Here is a 14400-nt window from a genome sequence, read left to right as displayed (position 1 = left end):
GGGTTGGATTAGTCCAACCGCGCCGGAATGGGCAATAAGTGAAATGTTATGGCTGGCTTCCCTGGCGCGATTTGAAAAGCCCGCCTGTGAAACACCAGAAAGTTTCTGGTGAAGCTTTTTTCAAAAAGCTTCATGAAAAATACTGCCTTTTTAAAAAAAGCGGGCATCCGAAAACTTTTATCATTCAGCCATCAAGATACGCCGCCAGCCGGGCCAGAAAGGCGGGCTGGCGCGGCAGTTCGTGGCCGTCAATCGCCACCACCTCACGCGCGCACAGGCTGTTCAGGGCAAAAACCGCCCCGGCGCCGCGCAGCATGGCGGGGCTGAGGCGGCCTTCGCGCAGCAATCCTGCCGCCAGCAGCACGCCACGGGCGATGCCGGGCAAGGCGCCATCATGCACCGGGGGCGTCAGCGCTTTCCCCCCGATGATGGCGACAAGCGTGCTGGCGCTCGTCTCGGCCACATGCCCCGCCCGGTTGAGCAGCAGCGCATCATCCGCCCCCCGGGCCGCCGCCTCCATCCGCGCGAGAATGGACGGCAGGTAGTTCAGGCTCTTGACGCGCGAAAGCACGCTCTCCTCATCGCGCCGGTGGCTGGCCGTGACCAGCCGCACGGGCGTTGCAGGCGGCAGACTGGCGGTTGCGGTCAGCAGCACGGTGGGGCGCACCACGGGCGGAGGCAGCAGCCCGCGCGGCCCAGAACCACGGGTGAGCGTGAGCCGTAGCGAACCATCTTGCAGCCCGCATGCGGCCAGCAGATCACCCGCCGCCTGCGCGATCAGGCTTCTGTCGGGTGGGGGCAGCATGAGCACGCCCGCGCCGTGCGCCAGCCGCTCCATATGAAGCGTGAAACGCCGGACCACGCCATCCGTCACGCGCATGGTCTCGAACAGGCCATCGCCGAGCAGCAGCCCCCGGTCCGCCGGGTCGATGCGGGCCTCGGCCTGATCGATGATGCGACCATTGAGCCATACTGGCAGGGCCGGGGCAGTCATGGCGTGTTTCCTTCATCCGCCTGCGGCCCGAACAGGGCCAGCAGGGCCGCAATCTTGAGCCGCATCTCGCGGTATTCGCGCACCGGATCGGACTCCACGGTAATGCCGCCCCCTGCCGCCGCCGTAACGTGGTCACGCGTGAGCACCAGCGTGCGGATGATGACGGCGCTATCCATTGCGCCATCGCACCCGATCCGCACCACGGTGCCGCAATAGGCGCCACGGGGCGAGGCCTCCAGCGCATCGATCACCTGCATGGCGCGGTGCTTGGGCGCGCCGGTTACCGAGCCGGGTGGCAATGTGGCGGCCAGCAGGTCACACGCATCGCGCCCCGGCTCCAGCCGCCCGGTTATTTCGGATACCAGATGATGCACATGCGCGAATGTCTCGACCACGAACAGTTCCGGCACGGCAACGCTGCCCATCCGTGCCACGCGCCCGATATCGTTGCGCATGAGGTCAACGATCATCAGGTTCTCGGCCTGCTCCTTGGGGTCACGGCGCAGGGCATGGGCCAGGCGGGCATCATCCTGCGCGGTGGCGCCGCGCGGGGCCGTGCCCTTTATGGGCCGGGTGCTGACCCGGCCCGTCCCATCAAGGCTTAAAAAACGCTCGGGCGAGGCGCCGAGCAGCGCAAACCCGTCATCCCCCACCATAAATGCCCCGAATGGCGCAGGCGAGGTCACGCGCAGCGTGCGATAGACATCAACCGCCGCAAGCCCGGCCGGGCGGGCAGCCCGCATGCGCCCGGTGATGTTGACCTGAAACACTTCGCCCGCCGCGATCCGGGCCACGGCCTGCGCTACGGCGGCGCGATAGGCCGCCCCATCCTGATCGGGCCTAAAGCGCAACGGGGGCAGGGATGAGGGTGTGGCTGCCGGACCAATCGCCGCCCACTGCGCGGCCAGCACTGCCATGCGCGCGGCATCAAGGTTCGTTCCCGCCAGCCAGGCGCGGCCTGTCTCACGATCGAGCACGAAGGCATGGTCATACAGGCCGAAAGCGGCCTCGGGGCCATCATCGCCTGCCCCATGGCGCGTGCCGATGCCTTCCATGCGCTGGCCCGCGCCATAACCGATAAAGCCGATCGCCCCCCCGGCAAAAGGCACCCCGGGCGGGCAGCCACCGCCCGGCACGCATTGCCGCAGCAGGCGGGGCAGGTCGTGCGCCACCTGCGTGCCATCCAGCCAGCACGCGCCATCACGCTGCTCGATCCAGTGAACAGGGTCGCGGCAGATGATGGTCCAGCGCGCACGCAACCCGACCGGGCCGCCACTGTCAAGGCAGGCAAAACCCGGGCGCTCGCCCCACGCGGCCAGCACGTCATCCACATCCCGCCAAGTCACGGGCAGGCAGGGGGAGAGGCTAGCCATCGCCAGCGTGCCGCAGGGTAGCCGCGTAAGCCAGCAACATGGCGCTGACTTCCGGCCCGTCAGCCGCTTCAAGCGCGCGGCAGGCCATGCGGCGGCAGTCATCCATCGCCGCCGCCCGCACCGCGCGCTTGACGCGTGGCACGGCGGAGGCATGCATGGAAAACGACCGCACCCCCAGCCCCACCAGCAATGGTACGGCCACCGGGTCGGAGGCCATCTCGCCGCACAGCGAGACCGGCCTGCGCTGGCGCAGCCCCGCATCGGCGGCAAGGCGCACAAGCCGCAGCACGGCGGGGTGCAGCGGGTCATACAGCCCTGCCACATCCGTCGCCGCCCGGTCGGCCGCAAGGGTGTACATGGTCAGGTCATTGGTACCGATGGCGAGGAATTCCGCCTCCTGCGCCAGCACATCGGCCATGAGGGCGGCGGCTGGCGTTTCGATCATGATGCCCAGCGGCGGCAGCGGGTCGGGTATGTCCACCCCCCTGCGCCGCAGCCTGCGCCCCACGCGGGCATAGGTTTCACGCGCCTCATGCAGTTCCGCCGGGCTTGACACCATGGGCAGCAGCACCCGCACCGGGCCTGCTGTGGCCGCGCGCAAAATGGCGGCGAACTGCGTTTCCAGCAGGGTGCGATGGCGCAAAAGCAGCCTGATGCCGCGCAGGCCCAGCGCCGGATTGACATCGCTGCCCGTGCCAATGCCCGCCTGTGTCAGCGCATCGCTGTTCTTTTCGCTGCCCCAGTCCACCACGCGAATCGTGACCGGGTCGCCCGACATGGCCTCGACAAGAGGGCGGTAGAGCGCTTCCTGCCGGGCTTCATCAGGCAGGGTCTCGGCATTCATGAACAGGAACTCGCTGCGCAGCAGCCCGATGCCCGCGGCCCCCGACTGCGCGATCATGGGCAGTTCAGCCGGGATTTCGAGGTTGGCCTGCAATGTCAGCACCTCCCCGCTCGACAGGCGGGCGGGCAGGCGGCGCAGGCGGCCTAGCGCCTGGCGCTCACGTGCATAGGCCGCCACCTCCACCCGGGCCGCCGCCGCCGTGCGGGTGGATGGCCGAATGATGACCTGCCCGGTCGTGCCATCAACCACCAGCCGCGTGCGCCGCCCGATCCGGGCCAGCAGCCCGTGGGCAGCCAGCACGGCGGGAATGCCCAGCGCGCGCAGCAGGATGGCGGTATGCCCGGTGCTGCCGCCCTCCTCCGTCACCACGGCGGCGATGCGCGAGGGGTCGATCAGGGCAGCATCGGCAGGACGCAACTGCTCGGCCACAAGGATTGCGCCATCGGGAATGGCGGAAAACGACCGATACGGCGTGCCGCTGAGATTGCGCACCAGCCTGCGCCCGATCTCGCGGAACTCGCCCGCCCGCCGCCTGGCCGCCACCGCATCCTCGCCTTCAGGCGCGGGGCGGTCGGGGGGGCTGAGCATGAAGGCGGCCAGGGCCTCGGTTTCAAGCTGCACGGCGGCCTCGGCCAGCATGCCGTGGCCGAGCCGCGCCTCAATGCCGCGCCGCAGGCGCGAGGGGCCAAGCATGCGGCGATAGACTTCAAGCAGGGAGCCGATTTCCACCTGCCCGTCTTCCGGCAGCAGGGCCAGCCGGTCATGCAGGCGGCGGAGCTGGGCGGTGGAGCGGGTTATGGCCTCATGCAGGCGGGCGCGTTCATGGGCAGGGTCGCAGTCATGCCGCGCGGTATCGATGGGCGGCGGTTCGGGGTCATGCGCGATGGCGGCATACCCGATGGCCACGCCTGATGAAACGGGCTGCCCTTCCAGCCGCACCTCACCGGGACGGGGGCTACGGGAACTGCCGCGTTCAGTCGTCTTCATCAAACCCGGCCCCGACCAGCCGCACGAGGGCCGCAAGGGCCGGTGCCGCCTGCGGGCCGCTGGCCGCGATGCCGATTGTCTCGCCCCGTCCGGCCCCCAGCATCATGAGCCCCATGATGGAATGGCCCGAAACGGTCATGCCCGCATGGGTCACGTCGATGGTGGCATCGAATTTTTCCGCCACCGTGACGAATTTGGCCGCCGCCCGCGCATGCAGCCCGCGCTGGTTGACAATGCCCACATCCGCCCGCCGGGGTGCCGCCTGCGCCACGGGTTCAGCCACCATGGCCCACCACGCTGTCCGCAGCCTCCCCCGCGCAGGCCCCCACGCCCGACAGGCAGGCGGCAGGCAGGTGGGATGCAACCGAAATATAGCGCCTGCCCGCCTCTTCCGCGCCGTGCAGGCAATCCTGCATGTCCGCCTGGCCGCGCATCTGCGCCAGCTTCACCAGCATGGGCATGTTGACGCCAGCGAGCACCTCCACGCGGTTGGTCTCCAGCACGGAAATCGCGACATTGGATGGCGTGCTGCCGAACATGTCGGTCAGCAGGATCACGCCCTGCCCGCTATCGACCGAGTCGATGGCCTCGCGCAACGCGGCGTGGCAGGTGCCCGGCAACGACGCCGCCGTGACATTGAACACCGTGGCCTGCGCCTGCGGGCCAACCACATGTTCGAGTTCCGCCTTCAGGCTCTCGCCCAGAACGCCATGCATCACGAATACAAGACCGATCATTGCGGGTCCGCCTGCTCCGTTGGTTCGGCCAGCCCGCGCGGGCGGTTGGCCCAGCGCCAGCTACTGCGACCCTGGCGGGCCAGTTCACGGTGCATGATCACGACGGGCCATGCATCATGGGGGTGAGGACTGTCGGCACGCTGCGCCAGGCGCTGCGCCAGCGCCTCGACAAGGGTGACAGAACGATGCCGCCCGCCCGAGCAGCCTATGGCGATGGTGGCGTATTTCTTGCCCTCGCGCACGAAGCGCGGCAGCACGAGTTCGAGCAGGCCCGCCATGCGATCAAGGAATTCGGCGTAATCGGGGTCGTTCGCCACGTACTGCGCCACATCCGCATCAAGCCCGGTCATGGCTGACAGGGTGGGGTCGTAATACGGGTTGGTGAGGAAGCGGGCATCGAACACCATGTCCGCCTCACGCGGGAGGCCTGCAGGGAAGGCGAAGGACATCAGGGCCACGGTCAGCCCGTCGAGGCCGCCTGCCGACCATTCGCCAAAGCGGGCCTCGACAAGCTGGCGCAGCTCGGGCGGGGGCAGGTCGGAGGTGTCGATCACCACATCGGCGGCCTCGCGCAAGGACGAGGTGAGGCGGATCTCGGCCTCGATCCCTTCCTTGACCGTGCCGTGCACGGCCTGCGGGTGGCGCCTGCGGGTGGCGGTATAGCGGCTGAGCAGCACGCTCTCCTCCGCCGTGGCGTAGATCAGCTCGGCATTGAGGGCGGGGTTGACACGCAGCCGTGCCAGGGCGGCCAGCACGGCGGAGGCATCGAAGCCGCGCGTGCGCGAATCCACGCCAATGGCCACCGGGCGTTCGGCGCGGGCCACGATCTCATCGAGCATGCCGAGCGGCGGATTGTCGATCACCTCGTGGCCCAGATCCTCAAGAATGCGCAGAATCGAGGATTTGCCTGCCCCGGACAGGCCGGTCACAAGCAGGATGCGACGGGGGAGAGGTGTGTCTTCATGCATGGTGTCAGTCACGCAAAACCCTGACTTCTCTCAGCCATTTGCCGGGTGACAGATCGCTGTATCATGGCGGGATCGAAACCTTTTCCTGAACCCATTCTCCCCCGAAAGGGCAATCATGGAAAGTGGCAGCCGCATCACATCTGTCTTTCATCCAGCAATTGGCTGCGTCCGGCCACGCAGTCAAGGATCAGCCCCACGCGCGCCACGGCCGACGGCCGGGCCGGGTCGAGGCGGAACGCGGGCACGCCGGTCAGCGCATCGGGTTCGGGGGCCGGTGGCAGGCGGGGGGCATAATCGGGGGGCGCCACAAGCCTTGCAAGCGCCACCACCCGTACCCGCGGCTGCCACGCCATGCGGATGATGCCGATGCCGCGCACCTCGAGCAACCCCGCAAGGGCGGGGGGCGGGCTGGCCCAGCCCGCGTGCAGGCAGACCTGGTCATCGGCCACGAGGCCGTAGCCCGCATCGATCAGGCGCAGCAGCAGGTCGGACTTGCCCGACCCCGATGGCCCCACGAGCATGATGCCCTGCGCACCGCGCGCGGCACAGGAGGCATGGATGTGAAGCGCAGCGTTCATGTCCGTGCTTTACCGGACAGGGCGCTGTTTCGGAAAAGGAAAAATTTTTATGGACAAAACATGGCGACTTCATGATTCTTTTAGATATGGAAGAAAACACGTCGTTGCGCCCGCAGCCCGAACTTCACCTCCGGCACCTGACCGGGATCAACGCACAGACCGGTGACTTCCCTCCTGAACTGTTCGGCCAGGTCCGCCAGGCGCTGGCAATGGGCATGGACCAGCTGGCCAGCCATGGCATGGAGGCGGAGAACGTCACGCGCATCATCTTCATGCTGCACGACACGGCCGGATTCGCCACCTGTTTTCCCTTGCTCAACGACCTGTTCGGCCGCACCTGTCCCGCCACCACGCTGCGCCTGGTCAAGCCGTTTGAACAACCGGGCCAGTTGGTCGGGATCGAACTGCTCGCCGCAGCCAGCGCAAACGATACGCAGGCCTGACGGACATCAGCCCGAACCGGGCGCTACAATTTTCATGATGATGAGGGGGATCGTGGTGGAGCTGAGGGGAATCGAACCCCTGACCTCCTCATTGCGAACGAGGCGCTCTCCCATCTGAGCTACAGCCCCACAATCCTCGCGCGATAGATAACCGCCAGCAGGGGCAAGTCAAGAGCAAATTTGAGGCCATGATATAATTTCAGGCAATGCACTGGCGGTAAACGGCGGTTGTATGCGCCCCCTGACAACACTAGATTCCGATGTGTCGTCACCTATGAAAGTTGGCCCGTTGATCCCCATAATCTTTAGCCTGCTGGCTGAACTGATACAGCTTTACACCTATGTGGTGCTGGTTTCCTGCCTGTTCAGCTTCCTGCTGGCCTTCGGCATTCTCGACCAGCGCAACCAGATCGTATGGAATATCGGCAATTTCCTGTACCGCATGACCGAACCGGTGCTGCGCCCCATCCGCAGCGTGCTGCCCAACTTTGGCAATATGGATTTCAGCCCGCTGGTCCTGCTGCTGCTGATCCAGTACCTGGCGCTGCCGATCCTGTTCAGGATCGAGGGCATGCTGCTCACCCCCCCGATGTAAGCGGACTATCCCCGCCGCCGCCGGGCGGCCTATAATGGGGGCACGGGCCCTGCTTTTTCACTCGGACCGCATTTTCAGGAGTTAGTATTCACATGAAAAAATCAAACCGTTTCCTGGCGCTTCTCGCCGCTCTCCCCGTAGCAGCAGCCCTTTCCACCGCGCCTGCGCATGCAGAAGGCTTTGGCGGGCTTGGCGGCCTGGGCGGCGACGCATCGAGCCTGCTGTCGGGCAGTGGCATGAGCGTGCCTTCCGTGTCCTCGCTGGCCCCTTCCAACGTCACGGGCCTGCTGAGCTATTGCGTGCAGAACAACTACCTGCAGGGCAACAGCCCCTCCACCCTGCTGTCCTCGCTCAAGCAGAAGGCCGGGCTCGATACCTCGGGCAGCCAGTATTCCAACGGCCAGAATGGCATTCTGGATACCGGCAACGGCAACACCTTCTCGCTGGCCTCGCTGAAGGGCAACCTCAAGCAGAAGGTCACCACCAAGGTCTGCAATGCGGTGCTCAAGCAGGGCAAGTCCCTGCTCTGATCCTCGGCTGACAGGGTCCGCCTGCTCGGTTCAGAACGGGCGGACCACCACCATGATGACAATGACCATCATCAGCACGGTCGGCACTTCATTGGCCATGCGATAGAAGCGTTCGGGCCGCGTATTGCGGTCATGGGCGAAGTCACGCCGCCACCGCCCGCATGCCCCCTGAAAGCCCGCCATGGCGAGCACGCAGGCCAGCTTGACCACCCACCACCCGGAATGCCAGTCGATCAGCCCCGGTATGGCGGCAAGCAGGCCGCCAAACACGAAGGTGCTGATCATGGCAGGCGCCATGATGAAGCGCAGCAGCTTGTATTCCATCACCTTGAAGCGGGCTGATTCCGCTGAACCGGCCACGACCTGGCAGTGATAGACAAACAGGCGCGGCAGGTAGAACAGCCCCGCCATCCACGCAATGAACGACATGATGTGGAACGCCTTGAACCACAGCATGAAGGGGATGAGGGCGTTACCCATGCACGCGGCCTGCCTGTTTCTGGCTGGTCAGGATGCGGGTGAGCAACGGCACGAATTCATCAAGGTGCGCGATGCGCAGCAGCCCCGGCCATGTGGGCGCGGGCAGGTCTGGCGCGCGCAGCAGCACGCAGCCCATGCCCGCAGCCTTCGCCGCGCGGGCGCCGGTATCGGTATCTTCCAGCACGATGCAGCATTCCGGTGGCACGCCCTGCGCCTTTGCCGCCGCCAGATAGACCGCCGGGTCCGGCTTGGGCTGGCCCATGTCGCGCGCGGAATGGATGTTGGCCGGCGCAATCAGCGCATCAAGCCCGGTGCGGCCGAATTTGGCCTCCATTTCCTCTACCGATGAGTTGGAGCCAATGCGGTAGGGCAGCCCCAGCCTGGCCACGCCACGCAGCATGGCGGGCGCGCCCTCGATGGTTTCCGCCTCATTGCGCATGAGGGTCACGAGGTTGCGCTGCATCAGGGCGGGCCAGTCAGCAGGCAGGCTGATGCCCTCCGCATCCTCGATCTCGTGCTTGAGCGCGGTCAGGGCATGGCCTGCAAAGCGGCGCACGGCGTCTTCATCGCTGATCTCGGTGCCATAGTCGCGCAGGGTGCGGGCGATCATACGGCATGACGGGCCTTCGCTATCGATCAGCACGCCATCGCAATCGAAAATGACCAGCCGGAGCGCGCCATCAGGGCGCAGGGCGGAGGGCAGCATGGCTCAGACCTCCCTGATGGTCTTGATCAGGTCGCCCACATGCTCGGGCGGCGTTGTGGGAATGACGCCATGGCCAAGGTTGAACACATGCGGGCGGCCCTTCATGGCATCGCGGGTGGCCCGCGCCTCGGTGCGCATGCCCTCGCCACCAGCCAGAACGCGGATCGGGTCGAGATTGCCCTGCAGCACCAGCGTGCCGGGCACCCTGTCGGCCACGGCCTTCATGTCCGCCCCGGTATCGAGCGCCATTGCGTTCACGCCGGTTTCACGCCCGTATTCAACCGCCATCAGCCCCGCCAGCCGGGGGAAGCCAATGACCGGCACGCCGGGGTGGCGGGCATTGATGATGGCGGTGATGCGCTTTGCCGGTTCAATCACATGCTTGCGGAACTGCGAGGGCGGCAGCAGGCCCGACCAGCTATCGAACAGCATGACCGCTTCGGCCCCCGCTTCGATCTGGGCGCACAGCATATCTGCCGTCGATGTGGTGAGCAGGTCGATCAGCCGGTCAAAGAACGCGGGATCGGTGTAGGCAAGCTTGCGGGTTTCCTCGAACTCACGCGAGCCATGGCCTTCCACCATGTAGCACGCCACCGTAAACGGCGCGCCCGCGAACCCGATCAGCGTTACCTGGCCCGGCCGTGCCGGACCGATCGCCTCAGGCCCATCGACAATGGCCCGCAGCCTGCGCAGCGTCTGCATGACCGGTTCAACCGCCTGAGCCACCCTGCCCGGATCAAGCCGGTCAAGATCGGCCTGCGAGCGCACGGCCCCCAGAACAGGCCCCCTGCCCGGCACGAATTCCAGTGACTGGCCCATGGCCCAGGGCAGGATCAGGATATCGGAGAACAGGATGGCCCCATCCATGCCGAAACGGCGGATGGGCTGCAGCGTGATCTCAACGGCCATGTCGGGGGTCATGCAGCGGGTTATGAAATCCGCCTTTTCACGCAAGGCCCGGAATTCCGGCAGGAACCGGCCCGCCTGCCGCATCAGCCATACCGGAGGGGGCCAGGTCGCCTCTCCCATCAGGGTGGCGAGCAGGGGTTTGCGTGTTGCTGTCATCGATCCGTCGTTCTGTTTCGTTGTGGCCGGACTATCTCGTACTTTCGGGCTGACGGATAGCGGGCAGGGCGCAACGTGCGCGCCCCTTTCAAAACAATAAAAGAAAAGAGAAAGAAATTTCTTGATGTGCTTTTAGTGCTGTGGATCACGGGGTACCCATGTTTCCGAAAATGTACCCCGTTTTCCCCACAGTGTGTACCGTTTCCGACTCCAAGGATTCCTACGGAGTCGGAAAGTTATCCTCAATGTACCGACATAAGCCTGTGTACAACTCACCGGAATGGGGCGGGTACACGTTGTCCACGGTACTCGGTACGGCGCAGAATTGTTTGGAGTACTGTCCCCATGTACCCCAGTACTCCAGAGCCCCGATTTAAATGTTTCACTTCCGCAGTACGGAGAGCGCGATGCCAGACGACTCCAGTTTAGTACTAAAGGCCGCCCCATTACAGGTGGAGTCGCCACCGATAGTACTCGCCAGCCGCTCGGACGCGCGGCGCACATTGGTGGAATCGGCGGGGCTTTCCGCCCGGTTCATGGCAGCGGATGTGGATGAACACGCCATCCGCACGGCCATGCATGCCGCCGGGCATGATGCCAGTGCCGCAGCCCTTGAACTGGCCCGCGCCAAGGCCCGCGCGGTCGAGGTTGCATCGGGCACGGTGGTGATTGGCGCGGACCAGATCCTGTCATGCGGGGAGGAATGGTTCGACAAGCCCGATGACCGCGATACCGCCCGCGCGCAGCTGCTGCGTCTGCGTGGCCGGGCGCATGTGCTGCACACGGCGGTGTGCCTGCTGCGTGATGGCCATGAGGTCTGGCACCATGTCGCCTGCCCCGTGCTGCATATGCGCACGTTCAGCGAGTCCTTTCTTGAATGGTATCTGGCGGCCGAGGGCGAGGCGATTCTGTCCTGTGTCGGGTGCTACCGGCTTGAAGGGCGCGGGATCCAGCTTTTCTCCCGCATCGAGGGGGAACAGTCGGCCATCATGGGCCTGCCGCTGCTGCCCCTGCTCGCCGCCCTGCGCGGGCAGGACATTATCTTGCCCTGAATCGGTTAAAGGGGGGTTGCATCGGTCTGCGCTTGCGGTTATACCCCCGTCACCGGACCACGGCGGCCATGAAAATGGCCCGCACCGTTGGAACAGTGGGGCCATAGCTCAGTTGGGAGAGCGCCTGAATGGCATTCAGGAGGTCAGGGGTTCGACTCCCCTTGGCTCCACCAGATTCCTTATCTGGTACCCCCACCCGTTATTAATTGATGACCGTGTCAGTGCCTTCATGTTCCGCATGAGGGCTTTATGCGTTCTGAAATTCTGAAAAAGTTTCAGGGAATGCCGTCTTTTTTCAAAGAAAGGCAGCTTCATAAAACTTTTATTATTTTATATCAAAGAGTTATGTCAAAACGCGCTCTTAATCGGTTCGTAACCGATGCGGCGTTAAAACTGCATTTCAAAGTGATGAAATGATCAGACCGGATAGCGAGCAGGGCCGTGATGCACCATTCAACCAATTGTCTGACCATGCGGGCATGCTGAAAATGGGAACGCAGTCCCCGACCCGTGCCGGGCCGGGTTTTTCCGCATCAGGCAGCACGCCGGGGCTTGCTCTGCAGATCGAGGCCCTGAAGCTGGAAGGCCTGTTTTTGTTCACCCCGCCCCATCGGCAGGAGGGGGGCGACTTTTCCAGCGCAACCTGCCCTGCCGCCCTGCTGGCCCGGATCGGAGGGGGCAGCCCTTTCGCGCAGGATCATCATAGCCTGTTGCGGCACAGGTTCATGGTGCAGGGACTTCATGCCCAGGTGGCGCCCCAGGCTCAGGGCAGGCTGGTGCGCTGCACGCGCGGGGCGATATGGGGTGTGGCGGTGGATGTGCGCACCGGCTCGCCTACGTTCGGGCAATGGGTGGGCGTGACCCTGAATGCCGAAAACGGCAGCCAGTTCTGGATACCGCCGGGATTCCTGCATGGTTGGTGCGCGTTGGCCGACCATACGGAGGTGTATTGCCAGTGCACCACCCCCTCCGACCCCACCTGCGCGCGCAGCCTGCGCTGGAACGACGCAACACTGGGCATTGAATGGCCTGTAGCCGATGGGCAGGCCATCGTATCGGCGCACGATGCGGCGGCCCCGCCATTTTCCGCCGTGATCGACTGGTTCCATTACGCCTGACATGCAAGGCGGCTCCGGGCTGCTGATCAGGCCGAGTGATCGAGTTCGTCGAGTTCGATCAGGCCTGCTTCGCCGGTCTGGGGCGGGGGAATGACCGGCATGGCCTGCTGCGTGGCCTGGTCGCCCGGATGCAGGCGCCGCACCACGGAAAAAGCGGTGAACACCGCGCAGGAGCCAAACAGCACGCTGCCCAGCACCTGCCCCACCTGCACGCCGCCCGGCCCGTAACGCATGCCCATCCATACGAACGGAATGGTGCCCAGTGTCGCCCGCCCCCAGTTGAACAGCGTGGAATACAGCGGATGGCCCAGATTGTTGAACGCGGAATTGGCCACGAACAGCATGCCGATGAATACATAGCCGGCAATGGTCCAGTTACAGAACAGGTGGATCAGCATCGCCGCCGTGCCCTGCGCTGAAAATACCCGCACCACCAGGTTCTGGCTCAGGAACAGGATGGCCCATGTCAGCGCCACGCAGCCTGCCACCAGCCACAGCGAGGCCACGAGTGTCGCCCGCACGCGCCCGAGTTTACCCGCGCCAAGATTTTGCGACATGATCGGCCCCACCGATCCCGTCAGCGCAAAGACAAAGGCAAAGGCCACCGGCACGATCCGCTCGATGGTCGCCTGCCCCGCCACTGCCGCCAGCCCGAACCCCGCCATGGCGTGCGTTACGAACACGCTGCCCACCGGCGTTGCCAGGTTGGTCAAGATGGCGGGCATGGCCACCTGCCCCACCAGCTTTGTATCGGCCACGACATGGGTACGCACGGGCCAGGCCAGCAGGCCGTGGCGGCGCGCGCAGCGAAAGCCCATCAGCGCCACGACCCCGCGCGAGAGAATGGTGCTGATCGCCGCCCCCTTCAGCCCCAGCCCCAGGCCCACGATCAGCAAAGGGTCGGCCAGGGCCGAGATCATGGCGCCGATCAGCGTCACGTTCATGGAAATGCGCGCAGCCCCGATGGCGCGCAATAGCCCCGAGCACCCCATGCCGGCTGCGATCAGCGGCAGGCCGGGCGAGACGATGCGCAGGAAACTGGCCGCCTGCCGCGCCGCCTCCCCCTGTGCCCCGAGCAGGCTCAGCAGCAGCGGTGCGAGCCATGCGGTGAACACCCCGATGAGCAGGCAGAAGCCGAGCATGACAATGCCGAAGGAGGATGCGACGCGTTGCGCCTGCTCCATCTTGCCCGCGCCGATCAGCCTGCCGGTAATGGCTCCGATGCCAATCGACAGCCCGATGGAGACCGCGATCTGCACGAAGCTGATCACGCCGGAGAAGCCGATGGCCGCCGTCAGGGCAGGATCGCCAAGCCATGAAATGTAGAAAAGGTTCAGCAGGTCAACAAGGAACACCGCCATCAGGCCAATGGCACCCGTACCGGCCATGACCACCACATGGCGGACGATGCTGCCTGTGCAGAATGCGGCTTTGTTGGGTCGGGTTGCGGATTGTCCGCCCATTTTGGTGTCCTGTCAGCTGCAATGGGGGCCTGGCGCTGGACGGTGCGGCCATGGTCAGGCCCCATGATGCGGGGCATTGAAACCGGGCACAAGACCCCCTGCCCAGCCCGTTTAAGCTGCCTGGTAGAAAATTGTCTTACTATTTATGTATATAATGAAATTTGATTGTGCAGTGCAAAATAACCATGTTGATTGTGCAGTGCAAAAAAAGTAAAATCGTATTTTTATTTATATTTATTGTTGACGTTTAAATAGGCGGATGGCATAAGGGCTTACACGAAGCCGCTGGCTTCCATAAAAACCAATAAAATCCGGTCATGATGCCGGGCTGGACGTGTTACCCTCCGGTATCAACGTTCTACTGACAGGGTCGCCCTATGGGAGGCCCTGTCTTTTTTTGTGCCCTGCCCGTGCAATCCCACCAGGCCCAGCAACGGGGGCAGGTCGGGTTAAAAATTGGACCGGAT

Annotated in this window: 16 protein-coding genes and 2 tRNA genes; 6 read left to right on the top strand and 12 right to left on the bottom strand. The window is 64.7% G+C overall.

Annotation, left to right across the window (positions count from 1 at the left end):
• Positions 1-184: 184 nt before the first annotated feature.
• The 7 genes from QEG70_RS05710 to QEG70_RS05680 all read right to left on the bottom strand — a co-directional run bounded on the left by QEG70_RS05710 (position 185) and on the right by QEG70_RS05680 (position 6481).
• A complete protein-coding gene (locus QEG70_RS05710; RefSeq protein WP_308719771.1) occupies positions 185-994 on the bottom strand; it encodes an aminotransferase class IV in 810 nt (269 codons plus the stop codon).
• Positions 991-2367, bottom strand: coding sequence for an anthranilate synthase component I family protein (locus tag QEG70_RS05705; RefSeq protein ID WP_308719770.1), 1377 nt, complete (start codon positions 2365-2367; stop codon positions 991-993). The genes QEG70_RS05710 and QEG70_RS05705 overlap by 4 nt, the downstream gene beginning before the upstream one ends.
• Positions 2360-4198, bottom strand: coding sequence for a phosphoenolpyruvate--protein phosphotransferase (ptsP, locus tag QEG70_RS05700; RefSeq protein WP_308719769.1), 1839 nt, complete (start codon positions 4196-4198; stop codon positions 2360-2362). The genes QEG70_RS05705 and ptsP overlap by 8 nt, the downstream gene beginning before the upstream one ends.
• Entirely contained in the window at positions 4185-4484 is a 300-nt protein-coding gene (locus tag QEG70_RS05695; RefSeq protein WP_308719768.1) for an HPr family phosphocarrier protein, read from the bottom strand. Before QEG70_RS05695 ends, ptsP begins: the two co-directional genes overlap by 14 nt.
• Positions 4474-4935, bottom strand: coding sequence for a PTS sugar transporter subunit IIA (locus QEG70_RS05690; RefSeq protein ID WP_308719767.1), 462 nt, complete (start codon positions 4933-4935; stop codon positions 4474-4476). Before QEG70_RS05690 ends, QEG70_RS05695 begins: the two co-directional genes overlap by 11 nt.
• Entirely contained in the window at positions 4932-5903 is a 972-nt protein-coding gene (rapZ, locus tag QEG70_RS05685; RefSeq protein ID WP_308719872.1) for an RNase adapter RapZ, read from the bottom strand. Before rapZ ends, QEG70_RS05690 begins: the two co-directional genes overlap by 4 nt.
• A 134-nt stretch (positions 5904-6037) precedes the next feature.
• The gene (locus QEG70_RS05680; protein WP_308719766.1) at positions 6038-6481 is read right to left on the bottom strand and encodes an HPr kinase/phosphorylase; all 444 of its coding nucleotides are present in this window, start codon (positions 6479-6481) and stop codon (positions 6038-6040) included.
• Between the two features lie 71 nt (positions 6482-6552).
• On the opposite strand from QEG70_RS05680, the gene QEG70_RS05675 reads away from it, so the two are divergent.
• Complete coding sequence (locus tag QEG70_RS05675; protein WP_308719765.1) at positions 6553-6924, top strand: RidA family protein; 372 nt, start codon at positions 6553-6555, stop codon at positions 6922-6924.
• A gap of 53 nt (positions 6925-6977) precedes the next feature.
• Here QEG70_RS05675 and QEG70_RS05670 read toward each other — a convergent pair.
• Positions 6978-7053, bottom strand: a tRNA-Ala gene (locus QEG70_RS05670).
• Positions 7054-7198: 145 nt separating this feature from the next.
• Between QEG70_RS05670 and QEG70_RS05665 the strand changes: the two genes are divergently transcribed.
• Entirely contained in the window at positions 7199-7519 is a 321-nt protein-coding gene (locus QEG70_RS05665) for a YggT family protein (RefSeq protein ID WP_308719764.1), read from the top strand.
• Between the two features lie 92 nt (positions 7520-7611).
• Complete coding sequence (locus QEG70_RS05660) at positions 7612-8049, top strand: YjjA family protein (protein WP_308719763.1); 438 nt, start codon at positions 7612-7614, stop codon at positions 8047-8049.
• Between the two features lie 30 nt (positions 8050-8079).
• On the opposite strand, the gene hemJ is transcribed toward QEG70_RS05660, so the two are convergent.
• Genes hemJ through hemE form a run of 3 tightly spaced genes read right to left on the bottom strand, consistent with a single transcriptional unit; the run spans position 8080 to position 10300 of the window.
• Entirely contained in the window at positions 8080-8529 is a 450-nt protein-coding gene (hemJ, locus tag QEG70_RS05655; protein ID WP_308719762.1) for a protoporphyrinogen oxidase HemJ, read from the bottom strand.
• Positions 8522-9235, bottom strand: coding sequence for an HAD family hydrolase (locus tag QEG70_RS05650; RefSeq protein WP_308719761.1), 714 nt, complete (start codon positions 9233-9235; stop codon positions 8522-8524). Before QEG70_RS05650 ends, hemJ begins: the two co-directional genes overlap by 8 nt.
• Positions 9236-9238: 3 nt before the next feature.
• Entirely contained in the window at positions 9239-10300 is a 1062-nt protein-coding gene (gene hemE / locus QEG70_RS05645; RefSeq protein ID WP_308719760.1) for a uroporphyrinogen decarboxylase, read from the bottom strand.
• Between the two features lie 452 nt (positions 10301-10752).
• Between hemE and QEG70_RS05640 the strand changes: the two genes are divergently transcribed.
• The 3 genes from QEG70_RS05640 to QEG70_RS05630 all read left to right on the top strand — a co-directional run bounded on the left by QEG70_RS05640 (position 10753) and on the right by QEG70_RS05630 (position 12470).
• Entirely contained in the window at positions 10753-11352 is a 600-nt protein-coding gene (locus tag QEG70_RS05640) for a Maf family protein (RefSeq protein WP_374762552.1), read from the top strand.
• A gap of 97 nt (positions 11353-11449) precedes the next feature.
• Positions 11450-11525: transfer RNA gene (locus QEG70_RS05635), tRNA-Ala, on the top strand.
• Between the two features lie 315 nt (positions 11526-11840).
• The gene (locus QEG70_RS05630) at positions 11841-12470 is read left to right on the top strand and encodes a dTDP-4-dehydrorhamnose 3,5-epimerase family protein (RefSeq protein WP_308719758.1); all 630 of its coding nucleotides are present in this window, start codon (positions 11841-11843) and stop codon (positions 12468-12470) included.
• A gap of 26 nt (positions 12471-12496) precedes the next feature.
• On the opposite strand, the gene QEG70_RS05625 is transcribed toward QEG70_RS05630, so the two are convergent.
• Complete coding sequence (locus QEG70_RS05625; protein WP_308719757.1) at positions 12497-13933, bottom strand: MATE family efflux transporter; 1437 nt, start codon at positions 13931-13933, stop codon at positions 12497-12499.
• Positions 13934-14400: the final 467 nt, after the last annotated feature.

This window comes from Komagataeibacter xylinus (genome assembly GCF_031081985.1).
In the GTDB taxonomy this organism is placed as follows: Bacteria; Pseudomonadota; Alphaproteobacteria; order Acetobacterales; family Acetobacteraceae; genus Komagataeibacter; species Komagataeibacter xylinus_E.
The sequence above is the reverse complement of the archived record's forward strand: the minus strand, read 5'-3'. Positions and strand labels throughout refer to the sequence as shown.

Bases quoted from the DNA above. Each gene is read 5' to 3' on its own strand.
- QEG70_RS05710 (WP_308719771.1), bottom strand. From the start codon at position 994: ATGACTGCCCCGGCCCTGCCAGTATGGCTCAATGGTCGCATCATCGAT.
- QEG70_RS05705 (WP_308719770.1), bottom strand. From the start codon at position 2,367: ATGGCTAGCCTCTCCCCCTGCCTGCCCGTGACTTGGCGGGATGTGGAT.
- ptsP (WP_308719769.1), bottom strand. From the start codon at position 4,198: ATGAAGACGACTGAACGCGGCAGTTCCCGTAGCCCCCGTCCCGGTGAG.
- QEG70_RS05695 (WP_308719768.1), bottom strand. From the start codon at position 4,484: ATGGTGGCTGAACCCGTGGCGCAGGCGGCACCCCGGCGGGCGGATGTG.
- QEG70_RS05690 (WP_308719767.1), bottom strand. From the start codon at position 4,935: ATGATCGGTCTTGTATTCGTGATGCATGGCGTTCTGGGCGAGAGCCTG.
- rapZ (WP_308719872.1), bottom strand. From the start codon at position 5,903: ATGCATGAAGACACACCTCTCCCCCGTCGCATCCTGCTTGTGACCGGC.
- QEG70_RS05680 (WP_308719766.1), bottom strand. From the start codon at position 6,481: ATGAACGCTGCGCTTCACATCCATGCCTCCTGTGCCGCGCGCGGTGCG.
- QEG70_RS05675 (WP_308719765.1), top strand. From the start codon at position 6,553: ATGATTCTTTTAGATATGGAAGAAAACACGTCGTTGCGCCCGCAGCCC.
- QEG70_RS05665 (WP_308719764.1), top strand. From the start codon at position 7,199: ATGAAAGTTGGCCCGTTGATCCCCATAATCTTTAGCCTGCTGGCTGAA.
- QEG70_RS05660 (WP_308719763.1), top strand. From the start codon at position 7,612: ATGAAAAAATCAAACCGTTTCCTGGCGCTTCTCGCCGCTCTCCCCGTA.
- hemJ (WP_308719762.1), bottom strand. From the start codon at position 8,529: ATGGGTAACGCCCTCATCCCCTTCATGCTGTGGTTCAAGGCGTTCCAC.
- QEG70_RS05650 (WP_308719761.1), bottom strand. From the start codon at position 9,235: ATGCTGCCCTCCGCCCTGCGCCCTGATGGCGCGCTCCGGCTGGTCATT.
- hemE (WP_308719760.1), bottom strand. From the start codon at position 10,300: ATGACAGCAACACGCAAACCCCTGCTCGCCACCCTGATGGGAGAGGCG.
- QEG70_RS05630 (WP_308719758.1), top strand. From the start codon at position 11,841: ATGGGAACGCAGTCCCCGACCCGTGCCGGGCCGGGTTTTTCCGCATCA.
- QEG70_RS05625 (WP_308719757.1), bottom strand. From the start codon at position 13,933: ATGGGCGGACAATCCGCAACCCGACCCAACAAAGCCGCATTCTGCACA.